A 22,106-nucleotide genomic window follows, 5' to 3' on the forward strand; every position below is an offset into this window, starting at 1 on the left:
TCACCGGCTACTAGCTGCTCGGTGACGGCGACGGCGTAGCGCTTGGTGTAGCACTCGGCGTCGCTGTCGGTTCCGGCGTTATGCCCAGGCGGGTCTCGGCGTCGATGGCCCTCTTGAGTGCCTCGGAAAGCCTGGTCTGCTGCTGGCCATAACCGGCAAAGTCTCCCTTTGCCAGAGCTGCCTGGCCATCCTGGATTGCCTTGTTGGCCTCGTCCAGAGCCGCCTTGAGATCAGCCTTGGCGTCAGTCGGGCCCGCAGGAGGCGTTGTGGTACCGGGCGGCGTTGCGGGCGTCTGGCCATTGTTCTGGAAGTCACCAGCCTTCGCACCGGAGTTACCACCGAACAACTGGTCCAGAGCCTCATCCAAGGTAGCTGCAAAGCCGATCTTGTCACCGAAGGCCACGAGGACCCGCTGCAAGGTGGGATAAGAGGTCTCGCCTGTTGACTTCAGGTAGACGGGCTGGACGTAAAGTAGGCCGCCACCCACGGGCAGGGTCAGCAGGTTTCCGTTCAAGACGTCTGATGCGCCCTGACGCAGCAAGTTAAGCGCCTGGGACACGGTGGGATCCGAGTTGAACTTGTTCTGCGCCTGTCCTGGGCCAGGAACCTGGGTATCCGTAGGAAGTTGCAACAGTCTTAGCTTGCCGTAGCTGTCAGCCTTAACTCCCTTGACGTTCCCGGCATCCGAATCGGCGGCCAGGAATCCGTACAGGATGTTCCTTGCGTTGCCGTTGACTGTTTGCGGAATGAAGGATGACGTCAACTGGAAAGCAGGCTTGTCCTGGTCAGGCATCTGCAGGGACATGTAAAACGGCGGCTGCTTGACGGCTTCCGAGACTGTGGGGTCATTCGGAACACTCCACGCATCATTGTTTTGGTAGAAGCTGTCAGGGTTGGTGACGTGGTAGCGGCCAAGGAGTTCGCGCTGGACCTTGAAAAGGTCCTCGGGGTAGCGGACGTGGCTCATGAGGTCGCCGGACATCTCCGTGTAGGACTTGATCGTGGTGGGGAACACCTTCTGCCAAGCCTTCAGGAGAGGATCATGGTCGTCCCAGGCATAGAGCGTGACCGAGCCGTCGTATGCGTCGACAGTGGCCTTGACCGAGTTGCGGATGTAGTTCACGGAGCTGTTGGGCAGTGTCACCGTCCGGCCCGCACTGGTCTGCGAATCAACGGTCGCGTTCTGCAACTGCTGGGGCTGGGAGTACGGGAAGTATTGGCTAGTGGTGTAACCGTCAACGATCCACTTCACGCGACCATCGACGACGGCCGGATACGCGTTGCCATCCACGGTCAGGTAGGGAGCAAGCTTCTCAACCCGTTCGCGGGGATTGCGGTCGTAGAGAATCTGGGATTTCTCGTTCACGCCGTCCGAAAGCAACAAGTCCGAGGACTGGAACTTGATGGAGTACAGAATGCGGTTGAGCCAGTTGCCTACGATGGGTCCGCCGTTGCCGGTGAAGGTGTATTGGGTTTCTCCCCCGCCTTCGCGACCAGCCGGGCGGTCCTGCTCGCGGTGCTGGGCACCCTCGGGAGCGCCAACAATCGAATATTCAGGAGAGTTCTCGCCGAAGTAGATGCGAGGTTCGTACGTGGTGTCATTGCCGAGAACGCCGTTGGATGGAATTCCTGATTGCAGGAAATCCGGCTTGCCATCAACCGTGAACTTGTTGCCCTTCGCTGCGACAACACCGTAACCGTGCGTATAAACGATGTGTCGGTTGACCCAGGTCTGCTGGTTTGCGCTCAGGCCGTCCGGGTTCAGTTCGCGAACAGCGATGACGGTGTCCTGCACTTTGCCATCCACGGTGTAGCGGTCCACATTCAGTGTCTGGGGGAACTGGTAGTACGGACGGTACTGCTCAAGCTGGGCGAACGCCGAGGAGATGAGGTTCGGATCCAGCAGGCGGATGTTGGCCGCAGTCTGGGCGTCCTTTGCCAAAGCTCCGCTCGTAGCCGTTGTTGTGGCGTTATAGGCGGACACATCAATCTTGTCCAGGCCGTAGGCTGCCCGGGTCATCTTGATATTGCGGTCAATAAACTCCCTTTCCAGGGTGTTCTCCGAGGGACGCACCTGGAATTGCTGGATAACCCATGGGTAGACGCCACCCGCCAGGATGGCCGTGATGATCAACATCGCGGTACCGATTACCGGCAGGCGCCAGCGGCCAATAACCGCAGCGATGATAAAGAGAATCGCAACCAAGCCCGCGGCAACCGCCAGGATGGCCTTGGTGGGCACAACGGCATTGACGTCTGTATACAGTGCACCTGCCCACCGTCCGGATGAGCTCTGCACAGTGGAGTACCTGTCCAGCCAGAAATTCACGCCAAGCAGCAGCAGGAAGAATGCACCTGTTACGGCAATGTGGATCTGGGCGGCCCGGCTGGTGAAAACACCACGCTCCATGAGCCGGATGCTTCCGTACAAGTAATGCGTGAGGATGCCGGCAATGCCAGCCACTACCGCAATGCTGATGAGGAATCCGGTAACAAAGCCAAGGAACGGGAGCGACATCAAGTAGAAGCTGATGTCGAGATTGAACAACGGATCCGCTTGGCCGAAGGGCTCTTGGTTGAAGAAGAGGAGAACCTTCTGCCACTGGCTTGCCGCTGCGCTGCCGGCAAAGAGCCCGAACAGGATCGGCAGGCCGACCATGACGACTCTGCGGACAGGCTCAAGCTGGGCCTGGTAGCGGTTGAGGTTGTCACGTGACTCAGCATCCGGAGCGTAGACCGGCCTGGCGTGGTACGCGATCCTGATGGCGAAGTAGACGGCAGTGAACATCATGGCGAAACCGACCAGGAACGTGACGATCCGGGCGAGGTTCTCGCGGACATAAACTTCGAAGAAGCCGAGCTGCTGGTACCAGAGGACGTCTGTCCACACATTGGCGAAGAAAATGAATCCAACGACGGCCACTGCCACGACGATGAGCGTCGGAGTCAGGGCACCTCGTCTCAGCGGCGATCTTCCGGGCGGGTTGGAGCTGGCGGGACGGGACAAACTCTGTACCTCATTGGTGGTCGTCAGTTAAAAGTCGGTGTGCGTGTGTTCAACGATCTCTGCCCCTGGGCGATGGCGGAGTCCGTCATATATGCCACGAGTGGCGGTGGAGCTAAGTTCCACCGCCAGTCTAGTTGTTGGTGCAGGTGGGAAGGCCCGCCGTGTCCTGTCCTGAACCGAGTCGTTCCACTGCTGCGGTGGCATCGGCCAAGGTTTCCACCTTCACCACCTGCAGGCCATCAGGAATGTGCCCTACGACGTCGGCGCAATTCGCGGCCGGCGCAAGGAACATGGTGGCTCCATGCTGCCGCGCTCCAATCATCTTCTGCGCAATGCCGCCGATGGCTCCCACTGTTCCATCAGCGGTGATGGTTCCGGTCCCTGCCACGTGCTTTCCTCCAGTGAGGTCCCCTGGCGTGAGATTGTCCACGATGCCCAGGGCAAACATCATTCCGGCGCTTGGACCCCCCACGTTGTCCAAGGAAATTTTCACTTCAAACGGGAACGTGAAGTCGCTACCCAGGAGGATGCCCAGGACGTAGCGGCCAGCGGGATTCCTGGTGGGCGTTATCGTTTCCGTGACTGCAGAACCGTTCCTGTCCACGACGAGGACCGCCGGGGCGCCGTTTCCGGCTGCCAGTTCAGCCTGGACCATGCTGAGGGAGGAGATCGGCTTTCCGTTAATGGAGGTCAGCCGGTCTCCTTCCTGAAGTTTCCCCACGGAAGGAGACGGATCCGAGAGGCCGGCCACCTTGAGCCTCTGTTCAAAGGGGATATCCAATTGCCGCAGTGCTGCGGCAACAGCGTTTTCCTGTGAAGTCTCCATGGCAATTTCGCCTTGCTGGACCGTCTCTTCAGCTGTGGTGCCTTTGGGGTAGATCAGTTCCTCGGGATAAACGGCTTTGGATTTGTCCAACCAGGCCCGGAAGACTTCGAAAATTGTTGCAGGAGTCTTCGGCCCGCCCGCCATCACCACCGTGGTCAGGTCCAGGTTTCCCTTGGCTGGGAAGGACTCATGTCCCGAAATGCTGATGACCGGTTTGTCCCCATCCTGCCCCAACGTGTTAAAGGTCGGTCCGGCAGACTCAACTACGTAGGGAACCGGCAAAGCAGCCGCCCCGATCCCAAGTCCCAGTGCCAGCAGGCCCGAGACCACCATGATCATGTACCGGCCGCTGCCGGCAGGTTCCGGAGATTCAGGGGAGGAATCGGCGTCGGGCGTTTGACGCGGATCGAGCGAGCCCTCGGGGCTGGGCGAAGTAAGCATTGAGGCCTCTCTTTACCGGTACTGTGCGACCGGCATTTTGGCTCCTGCCGCTGGCCGCGGCGACGGGCACATACCAAACATCCACATTACGCGGTCGGGCGTTGTGGGGATGCTTTGCCTACAGCGAACGGCGCCGCACACAGGCAGACAGCCTTCCCACCGCGCGGTACGGTGAAAGTGATCACCAGCCAGTTCGACGATCGGCGGCACCATGACTTCCAATCCCAACCACCCGTCAGATGACGATGAGACGCCCAAGGACCCGCTGGCGGAAATGCTGCAGAACCTGATGGGCGGCCAGGGCATGGGCAACATCGATCCCGCCGAACTGGCCAAGGCTGCAGGGCTGCCCAACGATCCCCAGCTCCTGCAGCAAATGTTCGCACAAGTCCAGGCCATGATGAGCTCAACGTCCGAGGGTCCGGTGAACTGGCAACTGGCCCATGAGAACGCACGGCGCGTTGCGGCGTCCGGGAGCGATCCATCGGTGAACGCCCAGCAGGCCCGGGACATCGATGAAGCACTACGGCTCGCGGAACTATGGCTGGATCCTGTGACGGACCTTTCCGCCACCGGACTTATCGGCCGTGCGTGGTCCCGTGCGGAATGGGTTGAAGCAACCCTTGGAACCTGGAAGCGGCTGACTGAGCCAGTTGCCAACAGCATCGCCAATGCATTGTCCAACGCCTTGACCCAGCAGATGCCCGAGGAAATGAAGTCCATGATGGGTGGTGCTTCGTCAATGCTCCAGAACATGGGCGGCGCCATTTTCGGGATGCAATTGGGCCAGGCGATTGGCGCGCTCTCGGCCGAGGTAGTCAGCTCCACGGACATCGGTGTTCCCCTGGCTGACTTGGAGATGGCCCTGCTCCCGGCCAACGTCGCCAAGTTCGGCGAAGGTCTCAGCCTCCCCGAAAACGATGTCCGGCTCTTCCTCGCCGTCCGCGAGGCAGCCCACGCCCGGTTGTTCGTGCAGGTTCCGTGGCTGCGCGGCCACTTGCTCGGCGCCATTGAAGCCTATGCACGAGGCATCCACATTGACATGTCCCGAATCGAGGATCTCGCACGGGAGCTGGACCCCGGCAACCCTGAAGGAATCCAGGAAGCCTTGTCCCAGGGCGTCTTCACTCCGGAGCGGACGCCCGTGCAGACTGCCGCTCTTGAAAAGCTCGAAACGGCGCTTGCCCTCGTGGAGGGATGGGTGGATGAACTCACTGCTGAAGCCACGGACAAGGTACTCCCCTCGGCTACCGCCCTTCGCGAAACTGTCCGTCGTCGGCGTGCCACCGGCGGCCCCGCCGAACATGCCTTCTCATCGCTTGTGGGGCTGGAACTGCGCCCACGCAGGCTTCGGGAGGCCGCTACCTTGTGGGCAACACTGAAAGCAGAACGCGGTATTGCCGGCAGGGATGCCATCTGGCACCATCCTGACCTGCTGCCCACCGGGGAAGACCTGGACGATCCCAAGGGCTTCTCCGAACGCCGCAGGCTTGCCGAGGCCAGCGACACCGAGGTTGACGATGCTCTGCAGAAGCTCTTGAGCGGAGGCTACGATGAGCCCGGGGACGCCGAATCGGAAGGTGACGACTCCCAGGACGACAGCGGGCCCGACCCAGGCAGCGCAGATCCGAAGTCACCGTCCACCTAATGTCAGCAATGGTCGCCATGAATTTCATGGCGACCATTCTCGTCCCTACTCCGTTTCGTCCGTGCCCGTTCCAGCCGATTCATTGGCGTCACCGCTAATCCCACGGGAGGTCGCGAACGCGACCCCCTCCAAGAATGCTTTGGCGCGCTGTGTCTCCGGGTAGGCCGTCAGCAAGTGCCAAAACTGCGCATTGTGCCCCGCTACCAACAAATGCGCCAATTCGTGCAGGAGCACGTAGTCGATCACCCACTGTGGCATCGCCTGAAGCTTGTTCGAAAGCCGGATGGTTCCATCCGCTGGAGTAGCCGAGCCCCACCGTGAGTTCTGGTTCGTCACCCAGCGGACCGACGTCGGAACCGCCCGTCCTCCGAGGTAGGTCCGCGAAAGGTGCGCTGCATGCTGGGCAAGTGCCTCGTCCGTAGCAGGCCTGCGCCGATCTGGTTGACCCGCCCTGCGCTCACCTTGCCTCTGGAGCTTCGCAAGCATGCGCCGCACCCACTCGCGCTCCTGTGATTTGGTAAAGCTGGCGGGAATCGCGACAACGGCATTACCGTCTTCCCAAAACGCAGCTACCGTCCGCCGGCGCCGGGCTGAGCGCCTGACAACTACTGGAGCACCGTCGTCGGTGAGCATGGGAACGTCGGCCTGGCCGGCCGTTGAGCGCGGCATCAGAGGTTGGTGCTCTCTGCGAGGACGGCGAGGACGGCTTCTCCGTAGCGCTCCAGTTTGGAGGGCCCTACCCCCGCCAGTCCGGCCAATTCCTCCAGCGACGCCGGCCGGGCTTCGGCTATTGCGGTTAATGTGGCATCAGTGAAGACAACGTAGGCGGGAACATCGGCAGATTGCGCTTCATCGCGCCGCCACTGCCTCAGTGCGTCAAAGGTCTGTTCCTCGTATGTCGGCGGGCATTGGTTGCACCGACCCACCTTCCTCTCGGCTCCGGAGGCAAGCATGCTTCCACATACCCTGCACGAGGCCGGCGCGGCAGCCTTGCGGCGGGTGGAACCTGCCCGGCTCCTGGCGTTCGCGGACGCCACCGAATCCGGCCGGAGTCCATCGAGAAAGCGCGAGGGCTTGCGGTTGGCGCGGCCACCCGGAGTACGCGCGGAGGACCATGACAGGTTCAAATGCTCACGCGCACGGGTGATCCCGACGTAGAGCAGCCGGCGTTCTTCGTCCACGTCCTCCGGGGTGTCCGCGAAGGAGATAGGCATGAGTCCTTCGCTGAGGCCCACCAGGAAAACGGCATCCCATTCGAGGCCCTTCGCCGCGTGAAGAGAGGCAAGAGTCACACCCTGAACTGTGGGAGCATGCTGGGCCACCGACCGTTCCTGGAGCTCGTTGACGAACTCAGCCAAGGTGAAAGACTCTCCACGGCTGACTGACAACTCATCAGCCAAGGCCACCAACGCGGCCAGGGATTCCCAACGCTCGCGAAGTGCTCCACCACTGTGTGGCGCGGCTTCGCTGTAGCCAAGCGAGGCAACAATGTCACGGACAATCTGGCCCAGGGGCTCCGGGGCGCCTTCTGCCACAGCCCTGGTCGCCGCACGCAGCTGCAGGATGGCATCCCGGACCTCCTTGCGGGCGAAGAACCTCTCTCCGCCGCGAAGCTGGTAACCGATCCCCGCTGACGCCAACGCTTGCTCGTAAGCTTCGGATTGCCCGTTGGTGCGGAACAGTATGGCGATCTCGCTGGCTTTTACTCCCGTGTTGAGTAGCTCCTGGATTCTGCCGGCAACGACCGCCGCCTCCGCTTCGTCGTCCGGACATTCCATGAACCGCGGTTCCGGGCCTGCTGGCCTTTGGGCGACAAGCTTGAGCGGAGGCGCCCACGCCGCATCGGCAACCGGTCCACCACTTCGCCGGGACCCGAGAAGCTCATTGGCCAGCTTAACCACCTGCGGGGTGGACCTGTAATCACGGATGAGCTTGACGACGGTGGCGCCTGGGTAGTGTGCCTTGAAATTCAAGAGATGTTTGGGTGAGGCCCCCGTAAAGGAGTAGATGGTCTGGCTCGCATCACCCACCACGCACAATTCATCACGACCACCCAACCAGAGATCCAGGAGCCGCTGCTGAAGCGGGGAAACATCCTGGTACTCGTCGACGACGAAGTGGCGGTATTGCTCCCTGACCGTCGCTGCAACCTTGGGATCCTCCTGGAGGATCCCAACCGTAATAAGCAGGACGTCTTCGAAGTCAATGACGTTGCGGTCAGTCTTAATATCCTCGTACGCCTGGAACACCCTGGACACAGCCGTGAGGTCGAAGCCTCCCGGAGTCCCGCGTCCTTGTGCATTCTCCAGGTAGTTGGCAGGTGTGAGCATAGAGACTTTTGCCCACTCAATTTCTGCAGCCAAGTCCCTGATGGAAGCCCGATCAGTGCTGAGGCGAAGCCTGCGTGAGGCCTCAGCAATCATGTTCGCCTTGTGGTCCAGCAGGCTGGGCAGGGTACCGCCGATCGCCTGCGGCCAGAAGAACTGCAATTGCCTCAGGGCCGCAGCATGGAAAGTCCGTGCCTGCACATTGGCCACGCCAAGATCCCGAAGCCTGCTCCGCATTTCGGCCGCAGCCCTGGCTGTGAAGGTCACGGCCAGCAGCCTCTGTGGTGAATACACCCCCGAATGCACTCCATAAGCGATGCGGTGCGTAATGGCGCGGGTTTTGCCTGTGCCTGCACCTGCGAGTACGCAAAGAGGGCCAGTGAGAGTGCTGGCTACTTCACGTTGCTCATCATCCAGGCCGCTGAGGATCCGCTCCTCAAGTGAGCCTCCGACGTCGAAAATTCCTCCTGTCACGGCTGGAGGTCTTCGATGACGCCGCCGTACCAATGCTCAATCAAGGAGCGCGCAATGGACAGGCGCGTGGAGATGGTGATCTCGCCACTCAACACAGCCTCCTGCAACTCTTCACGGCTGAACCACCGCGCGCGGGTGACCTCTAGGCCGTCGGGGCGGGCAACGGCGTCGTTCGTTATTGCCGTAAAGCCCAACATGAGCGAGGCAGGGAAGGGCCACGACTGCGAACCAAGATACTGGCAGGCAGTAACGCGTACGCCTACTTCCTCTCCGATTTCGCGGACAACAGCCTGCTCAAGCGATTCCCCGGGCTCAACAAATCCAGCAAGGGTGGAGTAGTTACTGGCGTCGGCAGGCCCGCCGCCACCCAGCAGGAGCCGGCCGTCAGGGCCAACGACAGTAACGATGATCGCCGGGTCTGTACGCGGATAGTGCTCAGAGTTGTCCTTGGGACACCGCCGCACCCAGCCCCCGGTTTCAATATCAGTTGGCGTGCCGCACTGCGGGCAATGGGTATGGGTCGCGTGCCAGTTGGAGATGGCGCTGGCTTCGATGAACAAGGCAGTGTCAGTAGCATCGAGGCGTTCTGCAACTTCCCGGAACCCGGCCCACTGCGCAACGGAGGGGATCAGGGCTGTCCCGGGCACGGGCGGCTCAGCAACAGTAAACAGCAAAACGGGAGTACCCTCGGCCACGGACGAAGGTCGCAAGGTGGTACCCAGGTAGATAGCAGTCAGGGCGCCGGCTTTTGCTTCGCCGAGGGCAGCCCACAGTGGACCAGCATCCCCGAACCAAAGGCCATCCCTCCTCACCAGCGCCTTGCGTTGGGAAATGACCATGGCCTTGGCCCTGCCGGAGGCGATGAGGTCCTCAACCATGCCAGGCTTCATGCGCTCACTGGAGCCTCGGTCCACCAACGCCGGGCGCACTGGAAGAACAGTTTCCATCAAGTGGTTGGCCAGCGCCGGAGACTCCGCATAACTCATGTATCTACCGTACTGATTCGCACCGACAAAGAACATTTGGATCGGCCGCTTGTGCATATCGTGCCAATGCCGGCGGCTGAGGGGACCGATGATCCACTTCTGCCTTGTTTTCGTGCGGATCTGAAGACTCGCCGCACTGCATCATGGCCATAGGCGCCACTCAATCTACCGTGGAAGACGTGAGAAGAACACCGCTCGAACTGGCCGCTGTAGCAACCGCGGCGGTGCCCGGACTGGCACCGACGGCTACAGCCTATTCCCCCGATGACGACGCCGACTTCGATTCGGCGTTGTTGCTCGATGCGGAAGGCAAGCGTTGGCGCGTCCGTTCGCCGCGTCATCCCGAGGCCAGTACCCGCCTCGAAACGGAATTCATGGTACTTCGGGCCTTCGCGCCCGCCATCCGTGCCGAGCTTCCTTTCCATGTGCCAACCATCGCCGGCACAGTCCGGCAGGGCGCCCTCACAACATTCGTGTATGCCCATCTGCAGGGTTCCACGTTGTCCATTGACGAGCTATCCGCCGGTAGTCCGGCTTTGGCCCGTGATATTGGCAACGCCCTTGCCGCCATCCACGACCTCCCCCTGGCACTGGTCAACAATGCAGATCTGCCCAGTTACTCGGCCAACGAGTTTCGGCAGCGCAAGCTCAACGAATTGGACCAGGCGGCCACTACCGGCAAGATCCCCGCCACGTTGCTGCGCCGCTGGGAACATGCCCTTGAGGACGTCGCGCTGTGGCGGTTCAACCCCTCGGTGGTTCATGGCGACCTCCACGAAGACAACCTGATGGTCCAGGACGATACCGTGACGGCCTTGACGGGGTGGACCGACCTCCGCATTGGTGATCCCGCAGATGATTTCGCGTGGCTGGTGGCGTCCAACGAAGCCTCGTTCGTTGAAGCGGTGCTCGGCCGGTATACCGAGGCGCGCCGGGACACACCCGACGCCCATCTGCTTCGACGCGCCGCTTTGCTGGCTGAATTCGCGTTGGCCCAGTATTTGGTGAAGGCAATGGCCGTTGGGCACGACGACATGACGTCAGAGGCAGTATCAATGCTGCAGTCCCTTGCGGATGACATAGAAGAACAAGCCCGGCATGACGAGGCCGTTCTGGCCGCCGAGCAGGCGGCTGCAGCTGAGGCTGAAGGCGCGGCACTGCAGGAAGCCGCGAATCACTCGAATAACGTCCGGCAGCCTGCCGTTACTGTCGTGGCGATTCCCGACGCCGGGACTTCAGTCCCGGCGCCTTTCCTACCTCCCACATCGTCGAAGGAAGCCCCCCGCGCCGGAGTGCCTGACGCCGAAGCACCTGACAACGAGGAGCCTGGCAAGGAAGCACCTGACAACGAGGCGCCTGACAAGGAAGCAGCATCCGATGCGGATGCTGAAACGGTGTCGAACAAGGTGGCGGATGAATCCTCCCCTCGGCCTCAGGATGACGCGTCGACTGCAGCTTTGAATGTTGTCAATGTGACACCGCTGCATGCCGGCGAGCGTTCCTAGACCAGCGCTTCTCCCGGATTCCTTCTACCCGGAAACCCCACGCGCGGGATCGTTCATGAGGGCCTCGTCGATGATCTGCTCGAGTTCCTCGGCACTGCCCAAGTCATGCGGACGCACGACAGCATCCTCCGCCACGTAATAGAACGCCGCGCTGACTTCCTCCAGGGGAACGCCCTTCAACCGCGCCCATGCAAGACGGTACACAGCCAACTGCACGGCTTTCGCTGCGAGCTGTTTGCCTGCAGGCCGGCGTCCTGTTTTCCAGTCGATTAGTTGCCATCGCCCGTCCGCGTCGCGGAAAACGGCGTCGATACGTCCGCGGACCACCACGTCACCGATCCTCGTTTCCACAGGCACTTCCACAAAGGCCGGGGCCCGATGCGCCCACTCGGACTGCTTGAACGCTTCAACCATTTGATCCAGGCCGTACGCTTCGTCGATATGGGCATCCGAGCCGGGTGCTTCGTCGATGTCCAACATGCCGGTTGTTCCGAAGTACTCCTCCACCCAGACATGGAAAGCTGTGCCCTTTCGGGCCGAAATGCCCGGTTCCCGGGGTACGGGTCGGCGCAGTTGGGCCAGCACCGCTGCGGGATCTGCGCCAAGGTCAACGAACAGGGAGGCCGAGATGTGGCTGGGCAAGTGCACATCCTGCCGAAGCTTTCCCTGGAGCCGGCGATCCAGTAGCAGCTGGGCTTCGTGTGACCACCTCCCCGGGTTGCCTGTCAAAGCTTCCGGCGATGCTTGAGAAGCGGACTCCTCCATGAATTCACGTACCCGGGCCGCAGCCCGGTCCATGGCGGCACGACGCCCGGGAACGAGCCTAATGCGGGCTCCCGTACGGGGATCGGACGGGCCTTCGAGTGGATCATAGGGAAATTGAGCCACTTCCAACGTGGCGGTGAGCGGGCTGCTATCGGGCAGCGATTCTTCGGCTACCGACTCGGGGTGGACCACAACGCCCTGGACATTCGCGACAGCCAGGGCGTCCCGGGACGAGGAGGACACTCCCGCGAGCGGCGCCAGCTCGGAGAGGAACGACGACATCCCTGCCATACCGGATCTGGACCCATTCCATGCGGAGCTGGACACCATCAAAACAAACTTGGCCCGCGTGTAGGCGACGTACGCAAGCCGGCGTTCTTCGGCTTCGCCATGATGTTGAACTTCCGATTTGAAGTCCTTCTCAGCGTCCAGCCACCCCTTTTGGTCGTTGTGGTCAAGATCCCACTGCGGCAGATCAGCCCGGTCACCGCGCAACGGCCATGGCAGGGCAGCTGCGCCGCTGCTCCATCGTGAGTCCCTGTTGCTGGGGAAGGAACCTGCGTTGAGCCCGGGGACAAAGACGACGTCCCATTCCAGCCCTTTGGAGGCGTGGACTGTTAAGAGTTGGACTGCTTCCCGATTGGTTTCAAGAGGAGCAATGTCCAGGCCACCTTCCTCCGAGGCTGCGGCTTCCAGCCAGGAGAGGAAAGCCAGAAGATCGATCCGCTGGGAGGTTTGCAGGAATCCGGCGGCCGCGTCCTGGAAGGCATCCAGGTTTCGGCGTGCTTGGTGGATGCTGACGCCAGGCTTTGCGGCCACCTCGATATCCAGCAACATGGCACGTTCAACCTCGCCGAGCAAGGTTGTCAGGTCATCCCCAATGTAGGTGCGAAGGGTGCGCATTTCCTCCGACAACCTCGTCAATCGTTCCAAGGCTGGAAGGCTCAGCGACCTCCCATGTCCGGATGTCCAGCCCGGCCGCGGCAGGAAGTCCAGGGCTTCCACAAGGCTCGCGGCGTCAGTGATGTCGCTTTCCATCACGACAGCAGCCGGGTCTTCGTCCGCCACCTCAGGGGTGTTGCCGGGTCCTGGCCTCCGCTTGGCCAGGAAACGGGACCAATCATTAAAGGCCATGAGGTCCGCTGGCCCAATGCGCCATCGTGCTCCGGCCAGAAGCCGCATCAAAGCATCGGAACGGCCAGGATCAGCCAGAACCCGCAGCGTTGCCACCAGGTCCACTATCTCAGGCGTGTCCAACAGACCCCCGAGGCCAACGATCTCATAGGGAATTCCTTGAAGTTCGAATTCCCTCCGAAGGCATTCCATCTGCGCGCGTCGCCGGCACAGAACCGAAATGGTTGGCTTGACGGGAGTACCGTCTTTCTCTTCCTCGAAGACGGTCCTCTGGTACCGCCGGACGTCGCGGGCAATAGCGCCAGCCTCATCTTCGTCCGTGCTGAAGCGACCGATAACAACGCTGCCTTCGGCCGCGGCCGGACTCGGCACCAGGGGTGGAACCGCCACGCCACTTGCAGTGTCCCTCTCCCCCGCGGGGCCGTCGGCTGCTGCGGCTTTGTTCAAGGGTGCGGCAATAGTGTTGGCTGCCTGGAGGATGTTCCTGCCGTTGCGCCAAGCCGTGGTCAGGTACGACGTTGGCGCCACAGAATAGGAGTCTCCGCCAGATGCTTGATCGTTGTGCCTCACGGGGAACTCCTGCACAAAGTGGAAGAGCTGTCCTGCGGAAGCGCCGCGGAATCCGTAGATCGATTGGTTCGGGTCCCCTACCGCGGTGACGGCATGACCGTGGCCGAAAAGGCGCGAAAACAAGACAAGCTGGGCATGCGAAGTGTCTTGGAACTCGTCCAGCAGCACCACCTTGTAGCGTGCCCGCTCAGTGGCCGCAGCCAACGGTATTTCCCGGGAGATGCGGGCCGCAAGTGCCACGAGGTCCCCGAAATCCAGCACTCCCCTTTGACGTTTGGCATCCTGGTAGCGCAGAACCATATCTGCGACGCTGGCCCGGGTGCGCAGCATGGCAGCGAGCTCCCCTGCCGCCTGCGTGGGGCTCTTCTTTGCCCCGGCCACATAAGGGAGTTGTTCGAAGGACTGAACGCGCTCCAGCACCCAGTCCCGGACGGTGGCGGGGTCCTGCAGGTGTTCCGCGCACTCGCCGGCCAGCTGGATGACGGCATTGACGAGCGTCGACTTTGCCGCGGTGAAATGCTCGTATTCGCCGTCGTAAGCCTCAACAACCTCGCTTGCCAACTGCCACGATTGGGCACCGCCGAGCAGGACGACGTCCCGCTCGATGCCCAACCTCAATCCATAGTCCGAAACAATTCCGCTCGCGTAAGAGTGGTAGGTGGACACTTTGGGCTCGAGGTCGTCGGCACCCAGAAGCCCTTCCGGGAAGCCGATGCTGCCATCGTCTTCGTTGGCTATGCGCTGGAGGGTGGCCAGTTTTGCCCGGATTCTGCTGGCCAACTCGCCGGCAGCTTTACGGGTAAATGTCACACCCAGGACTTCCTCGGGCCGGACCCAACCATTGGCCACGAGCCACACAACGCGGTCTGCCATGGTGGCCGTTTTCCCCGACCCCGCGCCGGCAATCACCAGCCGTGGCGTAAGGGAGGAAGCGATGATGCTTGCCTGCTCTGCGGTGGGGTGGTTCTTTTCGCCAAGGATGTCTGCCAGTTCCGACGGGGAGAACCTGGGAACGGGCAGCCCGGACTCCCCTTCCAGGATTCCGGCATCCCTGCTGCCGGATCCTTCAAGAAGATCGGTAGTCATTCAGTGACCTGCTTTCCTCTGGCGCACAGTGGGCAAATATCGGGCAGACGGCAGCCATGTCCGCCGTGTCCCGCTTTGCTCGGATCATGCCGGGCTTCGAACGTTGCGCCGGCCATGAGTTCCGCGGCCTCATGGACCAAAGCCTCTGCCCAGTTGTCGTCGGGCTCGAGTGGATCCTGCTGTTGAACCCCCGGGCTCTTGGTCTTGGTTCCCAGCTGTGCAAGGACGGCCCCACCTGGAACAGGGTGGCCGGACTCCCCAAGTGCGCCCGCATCCTCGAATGCACCTTTGAGCACCGCTGCCTGGTACGCCCCCAGCTGGGGGTGCCTGGCTACTTCGGCCTTGCCCGGCTGGCGTTTTCCGGTTTTGAGATCGACGATCACCAAACGGCCTGCGGCGTCGATTTCCAAGCGGTCAACCTGTCCGCGGAGCACAGCGTGCCGAGTGGCGGCCGAATCATCTGCATCCTCATTCAGACGTGCAGAACCCAGGTGGACGTCGGGAAGTTGGACTTCGAAGTCGTGCTCCACCGCCAGCAGGCTCCTACCTTCGCTTCGCATGATGAGCACGTACTGGGCCAATTTGCGAACCATCTGTTCCGCACGCTGGTAATCGAGCTTTCCTTCCCAATTGTCCTTCATGCCAAGGGTGGGCCAGCGGCGAACGAGTTCCGCAACGTACTGCGTCCCTGAAGCGTCCGGCAGCTCCTGTGCAATGCTGTGGACCAGTGTGCCAAGGCTCCGTGCGAAGTCCGTGGCAGCTTCTCCTCCGGCCGCTTGCACAAACCAATCCAGTGGGGACTTGTGGACGGTCTCCACCTTGGATGGCGATACCGCAACAGTGCCTCCCGGTGGGACAACCGCTTCCTCGGAGCTCAAGGGCGCCAAGCCCCACCAGGTATCCGGATGGGCTCCGGCCACGGGTGGATCAACAGAAGCAAGACGGGCCAGCACACGTGCTGCCTCGCGCGCCGTGGGTGTTTCGCCGTTGGCGTCGTGGTCTTCGGCCTGGGCATGCTGCCTCAACTCGGCCACCAGCGCGCGAAGAGTCATGGGTCGATCCACCGGTGTGTAGTCGCGCCGGTACTCGCCGGAAGCCAACGGTGCGACATAATCCAGGAAGGCCGAAGGTTGTTCGTCCTCCGAAGAGACAGCCGTGCAGATGAGGACCTCCCTGGCGCGTGAGACCGCAGTGGAGAAACTCCTGAGTTCGTCGTAGCGGATGTCCCTGAGCCTGCTGAGGGGTCCGCGGCCCAACGCGTAGTCGACTCCATGCTCCACGGCGTCCGCAAACAGGGTGCTGCCCAGGAGTTCCCCGCGTAGACGGGTATTAGGCCAGACACCTTCCTGCAGGCCGGCCACGATCACCACAGGCCATTCGCGGCCAGCCGCACTGGCAGGAGTCATGATTTCCACGCATTCCTCAAGCTGGGCCCTGGCCGCAAGGGTGTCCATCGGAAGTTCCTGGTTCAACAAGTAATCGAGGAACTGTTCCGGGCCTGAGCCGGGCAGTTGATCCACAAAACGCTCCGCCGTGTGGAACAGGGCCATCATGGCGTCAAGGTCGCGGTCAGCGCGCGCCCCTGCACTCCCTCCTTCCAGCGCAGCGTCGGACCAGCGTGGCGCCAATCCCGTGGCGTGCCATAGCGCCCAGAGGACGGATTCCGCGTTGGCCCCGGGTTCGGCTGCTGCGGCAGTGCCCGCAGCAATCATCCGTGCAAGTCGTCGGGCAGGGTTTCCTTCAATTCCCAACGAAGCCAGGGCTCCCGGTTCAAGCAACGCTTCCACCAGCAACGCGTCACTGGAACGTCCGCCGCCGCCAAGCAGCTCCTCGCGCCGGAGAGATTGACGGAGGCGGCGGAGCTCAATGGCAGACGCTCCACCAATGCGCGAAGTCAGGAGGGAAACAGCGGTTTCGGGAGTGAGCTTGGCCGGATCAAGGATGACAGCGAAGACTTCCAGGAGGGGCCGGACAGCCACCTCATCCCGGACTGCAGAATCAGCCACAGGAACGCGCACGGGAATTCCCTGTCCATTGAGGTACCGCTGGAGTTGCGAGATCAATCCACCATTTCGGACAATGACGGCAATATCACTGAAGTCCCGGCCCTCACGCAACTGCGCTTCCAGAATCCGCTGTGCAACGTATCGGAGCTCATGGACAGGAGAAGGCAGCACGTGTCCTTCCACCCGCCCGCCGTTGCTGATTTCCCGGGCGCCTTCGATGGACTCCGGCTGTTCGAGTCGCCTCGCCTTTTGGCCCCCCGATCGTTGTGAGATACGTGCGGCAACCCTTGTCCAGGCCCGGGCCACCTCGGGGCGATGACGATGCGTGGTCCACAGTGGCCGCTCAAGAACCCCGTGGCTTCCCTCGAGAAGCACGGGCAGCTCCGGGACAAGGTCCGGCCGCGCTCCACGAAAGCCCTGCACCACCGTGTCAGGCGAATACGTAACTATGGCGTCCTTGCCCTCGGCAATATCCGCCAGGAGTTCAAACACGGCAGGATTGGATTCCTGGGCATCGTCCACGAGAACCAGCTGCAGCCGGTCACGCTCAGCGGCCAGGAAAGCCGGCGAGTCCTGGAAAATCTGGCGCGCCGTGGTGATGATCCCTGCGGGATCAAAGGCCTCGGGCATGCGGAGGTCCAAAACATCCCGATACTCGCTGTAGAGCTGGGCGGCCGCCATCCAATCCGGACGCCCACATTCATAGGCGAGCCCCACCAGGTCCTCTGCAGTGCGGCCGGACTCGATAATGCGATCAAACAATTGGCGGATCTCGTGGCGGAAGCCCCGGGTGGGCAATGCTGCGGAGAGGTCCTCCGGCCAAGGCAACTGATGCCCTGGGCGGGAATGGCCTTCCAGCAGCTCCTTGATGATCAGATCCTGTTCCGGTCCGGAAAGGAGCTTCGGCGGACGGGGCAACGGCAGGACGCCTTCCGCTTTGGCTCGCCGGATGACGTCGAAGGCGTACGACGCCCAGGTGCGTGCCGGCGTCGTACTGAGGCTTCTGTCCAGGCGACCGGTGAAGCTGTCCCGCAAGGCGGCTGCGGCGTGTCGGCCAGGAGCGAGAATAAGTATCCGTTCGGGATCCACGCCGTCTTCATTAACACGGAGGACCGCCGATTCGACCAGCACCGTGGACTTTCCGGTGCCCGGACCCCCAGGGACCAGGACAGGGCCGCCTCCTTGCCTGACTGACACAACCGCACGCTGGTCCGGAGACAGGTCAGGCGCCGCGTAGTGAATCTCGCGCGGCGGAAGCAGGCGGAGGGCTGCCGGGGCTTGGCGGGTTTTGGTAGCTGTTGCGGTCACACAGTCATTTCATCATCGGGCACCGACAAATTATGGAGCTGACGCTCCAACTGGTCCGAGATCACATCAATACGATCGAATTCAGCATCAGTTGGCGCCCATCGTGCAGCTCCAAGGTCCACGCGCCATCGCCCCTCGCCTGTCCGCAGGAATTCCTCAAAAGCGCCGTGCAGGGGTGTGGACTCCTGCACATAATGGCGCAGGGCCTCTGCCTCGTGGCCGGGCGGGGCATCCCCGCTTGCCCGTAGGACACGCCACCAAGGTACGGAACTGCCGTAGTGGCTCATCACCGCGCCCACCTGCCTGGGTCCGCCGGCTCCAAGGAGTTCTGCGACGTCACCATATGACAGGGCCGTGCCGGGCGGAACAAGGTCCACGACAGCCAGCACCGCCGTCACATACTCCATCCGCATGTGCTCCAGCGTAGCCGCAGGAGTGTCGCGCCCAGTACTGTCAGTGCCAGCCGGTAGCGTGAAAACATGAGCTCCTGGAACACCCTCCCCCGCGCTGCCTTCGACCTCGAAACTACTGGGAAGAATTCCCGTTCCGCCCGCATCGTCACCGCTTCAATCACTGTGGTGGATGCGCACGGACAACTCATCAAAGAGCATGAATGGCTGGCGGACCCCGGGGTGGAAATTCCCCTGGAGGCCAGCGAGGTCCACGGAGTGACTACGGAGAAAGCCCGCGCGGAAGGCCGCCCGGCGGCTGAGGTCACGCGCGAGGTGGCAGCGGTTCTTCAGGAATTGTTCGACGACGACACCCCGGTCATTGCATTCAACGCCAGCTACGACTTCACGGTGCTCGCTGCAGAGTCGGCACGGCATGGTGTCCCGCAACTGACCCGTTTCCCAGTATTGGACCCCTACGTCATGAACAAGCAGGTGGACCGGTACCGCAAGGGCAAGCGGACCCTGACCGCTTTATGCGAGGAATATGGCGTGATCCTGGACAACGCCCACACCTCCGCTGCGGACGCCTTGGCCACCCTGCGCGTTCTGGATGCCATGGCTGGCAAATTCCCCAAGTTGCAAATGCCTGCCTCCAAGTTGCACCATTTGCAGGTGGACTGGGCTGCTTCCCAAGCGGCTGACTTCCAGCAGTATCTGCGGCGGAGCAAGCCCACCGCTGTCATCGAAGGCGAGTGGCCCGTACTGCCACCCGAGGATGCCAGCCGAGGCGGCTTCTGAGGCAGGTTTCGGCCCGGACGGCCCGCAGTCGGGACACAGTTGGGACGCAAGTCACAAGAATTTCGAAGGTCCCCGCGCACCGGCGTGGTGCGCAGGGATTTCATCAGTCTGGCCATCACCGGAACAGTTCCGGGAAGACAGGGCTCAGGATAGGAACTTTCTTCGGAAAAAACGAGCCAGGGCAATCACTTGTTCGATTCACCAGCCGTCCGGGGGCTGGTGACATAATTAAGTTTGGCGGGTTGAAGTCTGCTAGGGCAGCCATCCCCATACTTGCTGCCACGTTCCCCGCCCACCGCGAACGTCTCTGTGACCCGACGAAAGTGATTTCTTCATGAAATTCAAAGCCCTCAAGTGGCTGTCTGCTGCTCCCGTAGCAGCGGCCCTGGTGATCTCCTTGGCAGCATGCGGCGGAGGAACCTCCCAGCCCAGCGGCTCGCCCACCGATGCCCTCGCCGGCAGTGACCAGCAGACCCTGGACAAGTACACCACCGCGGACGTCACGGCGCTGGACAAAATCGACAAGTCGAAGCTCGGACTCATCACGGACGGCACCCTGCGCGTTGGAACCCTGTCCGATGCACCGCCGAACATCTTCATCGACCCTTCGGGCAAGTTCACGGGTTATGACAACGAACTCCTTCGCGCCATCGGCGACAAGCTTGGCCTGAAGGTGGAGTTTGCATCGACTGACTTCTCCGCCCTGCTGTCGCAGGTAGCAAACAAGCAGTTCGACGTCGGATCCTCCTCGATCTCCACCACGGATGCCCGTCGAAAGACCGTCGGCTTCACCAACGGCTACGACTTTGGCTACATGGCCGTCGTGACCAAGAACGACGCCAAGGTCACCGGCTTCGCCGACCTCAAGGAAGGCGTCCGGATCGGCGTCGTTCAGGGCACCGTTCAGGATGACTACGTCACGAACACCCTCAAGCTGGAGCCCGTTCGCTTCCCTGACTACAACACTGTTTATGGCAACCTGAAGAACGGTCAGATCGACGCTTGGGTTGCTCCGTCCCAGCAGGCTTCGGGCCAGGTCAAGGACGGCGACGGTACCAAGATCGCCGAAAAGGTTGTCAACACGCAGAACTTCACGGCCTACGCCGTGAACAAGGACAACCAGCCCCTCCTCGATGCACTGAACGCCGGCCTGGATGCCGTTATCGCTGACGGTACGTGGACCAAGCTCACCTCCCAGTGGTACACCGACCGCCCCACCGCGGCCGAGCAGACTCCCCAGGGCTGGAAGCCGGGCAGCAAGGCCGTCCAGATCCCGGCCAAGTAACCCGGGCGTTCCATGGATATCCTCAAGCAACTGGCTGACACCTTCCTTGACTGGGAGGCGATGGGCGAAGTCATTCCCAAGATGTTCGCCGTCGGCCTGCCGAACACACTGGTGCTCGCTGTCATTTCGGGCATTATCGGGACCCTGCTGGGCATGGCCCTGGCCCTGATGGGGATTTCCCGGAACGCCGCGGCCCGGTGGATTGCACGCATCTACACGGACGTCCTGCGCGGACTTCCGCCCGTGCTGACCATTCTGGTCATCGGATTCGGCTTTGGCCCCATCATCCGTGAACTGACCGGTTCCACGAGCCCCTACCCAATGGCCATCGCAGCACTGTCTTTGATGTCGGGCGCATACATCGGCGAGATCTTCCGCTCCGGCATCCAGAGCGTGGACAAGGGACAGCTCGAAGCGTCCCGCGCTTTGGGATTCGGCTACGGCGCTTCCATGCGCCTGGTGGTGGTTCCCCAAGGCATCCGCCGGGTGCTTCCTGCGTTGGTCAACCAGTTCATCGCCCTGATCAAGGAATCCTCCCTCGTCTTCCTCCTGGGCCTGCTGGCCACGGAACGCGAGATCTTCCAGATCGGCAAGGACGCGGCTGCGACCAGCGGCAACCTCTCGCCCTATGTAGCTGCGGCCGTCTTCTACCTGGTCCTCACGATTCCGCTCACGCACTTCGTGAACTGGATTGATGCCCGCTTCCGTTCAGGCAGGCCTGAAAAGAAAGAACCGGACGATGCTGCGGCGGTCGTCGGGAAGGGAGCCCACGCATGAGCGAATTCACATCCGGCACGTTGACGGCAAAGAACATCCATTTGTCGTTCGGCACCAACCACGTCCTGCGGGGAATTGACCTGCACGTTGAGAAGGGCACCACGGCTTCGGTCATCGGACCCTCGGGTTCAGGCAAGTCAACGCTGCTCCGCGTGATGAACCGGCTCATCGAACCGGACCAGGGCGACATCCTGTTGGATGGCCGTTCCGTCCTCAAGGACAACCCCGACGAGCTCCGGCGCCGGATCGGAATGGTGTTCCAGCAGTTCAATCTCTTCCCCCACAAGACGGTGGCCGAGAACATCTCCCTGGCGCTGCGTAAGATTCGCGGAATGTCCAAGGAACAGGCGCGTGAGGAGGCCTTGGCCCAACTGGACCTGGTTGGCCTCAAGCACAGGGCCGATGCCCGCCCTGCCAACCTTTCAGGTGGCCAGCAACAGCGCGTAGCCATTGCCCGTGCGCTGGCCATGAAGCCCGAGGTCATGTTCTTCGATGAGGCCACCTCCGCGCTGGACCCGGAACTCGTCAAGGGCGTCCTTGCCCTGATGACGGATCTCGCGCAGGGAGGCATGACCATGGTGGTGGTTACCCATGAGATGGGCTTCTCGCGCAACGTCTCAGACGTCGTGACGTTCATGGACGCTGGCGTGGTTGTGGAATCCGGTCCACCGGAGCAGCTTTTCAACAGCCCCCGGACAGAGCGGCTCCAGGGTTTCCTCTCGGACGTCCTCTAGTCCGCGTAGGGCAGCCAAACAGCAGACCCCGCCTCCG

At 61.9% G+C, this 22,106-nt stretch carries 14 protein-coding genes; 6 read left to right on the plus strand and 8 right to left on the minus strand.

The genetic code is table 11. The annotated features are described in order from the left end of the window. Window positions 1-10 precede the first annotated feature (10 nt). A complete protein-coding gene (locus tag AC6I99_RS14865; RefSeq protein ID WP_497961193.1) occupies window positions 11-3,007 on the minus strand; it encodes a UPF0182 family membrane protein in 2,997 nt (998 codons plus the stop codon). Between the two features lie 130 nt (window positions 3,008-3,137). Further along, the gene (locus AC6I99_RS14870; protein WP_224164800.1) at window positions 3,138-4,274 is read right to left on the minus strand and encodes a YlbL family protein; all 1,137 of its coding nucleotides are present in this window, start codon (window positions 4,272-4,274) and stop codon (window positions 3,138-3,140) included. Window positions 4,275-4,485: 211 nt separating this feature from the next. On the opposite strand from AC6I99_RS14870, the gene AC6I99_RS14875 reads away from it, so the two are divergent. Next, window positions 4,486-5,922 carry a zinc-dependent metalloprotease gene (locus tag AC6I99_RS14875; RefSeq protein ID WP_497961194.1) on the plus strand — a complete coding sequence of 479 codons (1,437 nt, stop codon included), beginning with the start codon at window positions 4,486-4,488 and terminating at the stop codon, window positions 5,920-5,922. Window positions 5,923-5,967: 45 nt separating this feature from the next. Here AC6I99_RS14875 and AC6I99_RS14880 read toward each other — a convergent pair whose 3' ends face one another. Genes AC6I99_RS14880 through nudC form a run of 3 tightly spaced genes read right to left on the minus strand, consistent with a single transcriptional unit; the run spans window position 5,968 to window position 9,709 of the window. Continuing rightward, complete coding sequence (locus AC6I99_RS14880; RefSeq protein WP_497961195.1) at window positions 5,968-6,591, minus strand: M48 metallopeptidase family protein; 624 nt, start codon at window positions 6,589-6,591, stop codon at window positions 5,968-5,970. Then, window positions 6,591-8,723: an ATP-dependent DNA helicase UvrD2 gene (locus tag AC6I99_RS14885; protein ID WP_224164807.1), complete on the minus strand. Its 2,133-nt coding sequence runs from the start codon at window positions 8,721-8,723 to the stop codon at window positions 6,591-6,593. The genes AC6I99_RS14880 and AC6I99_RS14885 overlap by 1 nt, the downstream gene beginning before the upstream one ends. After that, on the minus strand, window positions 8,720-9,709 hold the full coding sequence (gene nudC, locus AC6I99_RS14890) for an NAD(+) diphosphatase (protein ID WP_497961196.1): 990 nt from the start codon (window positions 9,707-9,709) through the stop codon (window positions 8,720-8,722). The genes AC6I99_RS14885 and nudC overlap by 4 nt, the downstream gene beginning before the upstream one ends. Window positions 9,710-9,888: 179 nt before the next feature. Between nudC and AC6I99_RS14895 the strand changes: the two genes are divergently transcribed. Next, a complete protein-coding gene (locus tag AC6I99_RS14895) occupies window positions 9,889-11,214 on the plus strand; it encodes a macrolide 2'-phosphotransferase (protein ID WP_497961197.1) in 1,326 nt (441 codons plus the stop codon). Between the two features lie 24 nt (window positions 11,215-11,238). Here AC6I99_RS14895 and AC6I99_RS14900 read toward each other — a convergent pair whose 3' ends face one another. The 3 genes from AC6I99_RS14900 to AC6I99_RS14910 are packed head-to-tail and all read right to left on the minus strand — an operon-like array spanning window position 11,239 to window position 18,496. Next, on the minus strand, window positions 11,239-14,769 hold the full coding sequence (locus tag AC6I99_RS14900) for an ATP-dependent helicase (RefSeq protein ID WP_497961198.1): 3,531 nt from the start codon (window positions 14,767-14,769) through the stop codon (window positions 11,239-11,241). Further along, the gene (locus AC6I99_RS14905) at window positions 14,766-18,083 is read right to left on the minus strand and encodes an ATP-dependent helicase (protein WP_497961199.1); all 3,318 of its coding nucleotides are present in this window, start codon (window positions 18,081-18,083) and stop codon (window positions 14,766-14,768) included. Before AC6I99_RS14905 ends, AC6I99_RS14900 begins: the two co-directional genes overlap by 4 nt. Next, window positions 18,080-18,496: an MGMT family protein gene (locus AC6I99_RS14910; protein WP_309928724.1), complete on the minus strand. Its 417-nt coding sequence runs from the start codon at window positions 18,494-18,496 to the stop codon at window positions 18,080-18,082. The genes AC6I99_RS14905 and AC6I99_RS14910 overlap by 4 nt, the downstream gene beginning before the upstream one ends. Window positions 18,497-18,562: 66 nt before the next feature. On the opposite strand from AC6I99_RS14910, the gene AC6I99_RS14915 reads away from it, so the two are divergent. From AC6I99_RS14915 to AC6I99_RS14930, 4 genes are all read left to right on the plus strand, one after another. Beyond that, window positions 18,563-19,273 carry a 3'-5' exonuclease gene (locus AC6I99_RS14915; protein WP_224164819.1) on the plus strand — a complete coding sequence of 237 codons (711 nt, stop codon included), beginning with the start codon at window positions 18,563-18,565 and terminating at the stop codon, window positions 19,271-19,273. Between the two features lie 334 nt (window positions 19,274-19,607). Next, window positions 19,608-20,558 carry an ABC transporter substrate-binding protein gene (locus tag AC6I99_RS14920; RefSeq protein ID WP_497961200.1) on the plus strand — a complete coding sequence of 317 codons (951 nt, stop codon included), beginning with the start codon at window positions 19,608-19,610 and terminating at the stop codon, window positions 20,556-20,558. A gap of 12 nt (window positions 20,559-20,570) precedes the next feature. Beyond that, window positions 20,571-21,335 carry an amino acid ABC transporter permease gene (locus AC6I99_RS14925; RefSeq protein WP_224164821.1) on the plus strand — a complete coding sequence of 255 codons (765 nt, stop codon included), beginning with the start codon at window positions 20,571-20,573 and terminating at the stop codon, window positions 21,333-21,335. Continuing rightward, window positions 21,332-22,069, plus strand: a complete 738-nt coding sequence (locus AC6I99_RS14930; RefSeq protein WP_224088148.1) for an amino acid ABC transporter ATP-binding protein — start codon at window positions 21,332-21,334, stop codon at window positions 22,067-22,069. The genes AC6I99_RS14925 and AC6I99_RS14930 overlap by 4 nt, the downstream gene beginning before the upstream one ends. Window positions 22,070-22,106: the final 37 nt, after the last annotated feature.

Source organism: Arthrobacter sp. TmtSoilC77, assembly GCF_059739415.1.

Coding starts and splice junctions, on each gene's coding strand:
- AC6I99_RS14870 (WP_224164800.1), bottom strand. CDS start 4,274: ATGCTTACTTCGCCCAGCCCCGAGGGCTCGCTCGATCCGCGTCAAACG.
- AC6I99_RS14875 (WP_497961194.1), top strand. CDS start 4,486: ATGACTTCCAATCCCAACCACCCGTCAGATGACGATGAGACGCCCAAG.
- AC6I99_RS14880 (WP_497961195.1), bottom strand. CDS start 6,591: ATGCCGCGCTCAACGGCCGGCCAGGCCGACGTTCCCATGCTCACCGAC.
- nudC (WP_497961196.1), bottom strand. CDS start 9,709: ATGAGTTATGCGGAGTCTCCGGCGCTGGCCAACCACTTGATGGAAACT.
- AC6I99_RS14900 (WP_497961198.1), bottom strand. CDS start 14,769: ATGACTACCGATCTTCTTGAAGGATCCGGCAGCAGGGATGCCGGAATC.
- AC6I99_RS14910 (WP_309928724.1), bottom strand. CDS start 18,496: ATGCGGATGGAGTATGTGACGGCGGTGCTGGCTGTCGTGGACCTTGTT.
- AC6I99_RS14915 (WP_224164819.1), top strand. CDS start 18,563: ATGAGCTCCTGGAACACCCTCCCCCGCGCTGCCTTCGACCTCGAAACT.
- AC6I99_RS14920 (WP_497961200.1), top strand. CDS start 19,608: ATGAAATTCAAAGCCCTCAAGTGGCTGTCTGCTGCTCCCGTAGCAGCG.
- AC6I99_RS14925 (WP_224164821.1), top strand. CDS start 20,571: ATGGATATCCTCAAGCAACTGGCTGACACCTTCCTTGACTGGGAGGCG.
- AC6I99_RS14930 (WP_224088148.1), top strand. CDS start 21,332: ATGAGCGAATTCACATCCGGCACGTTGACGGCAAAGAACATCCATTTG.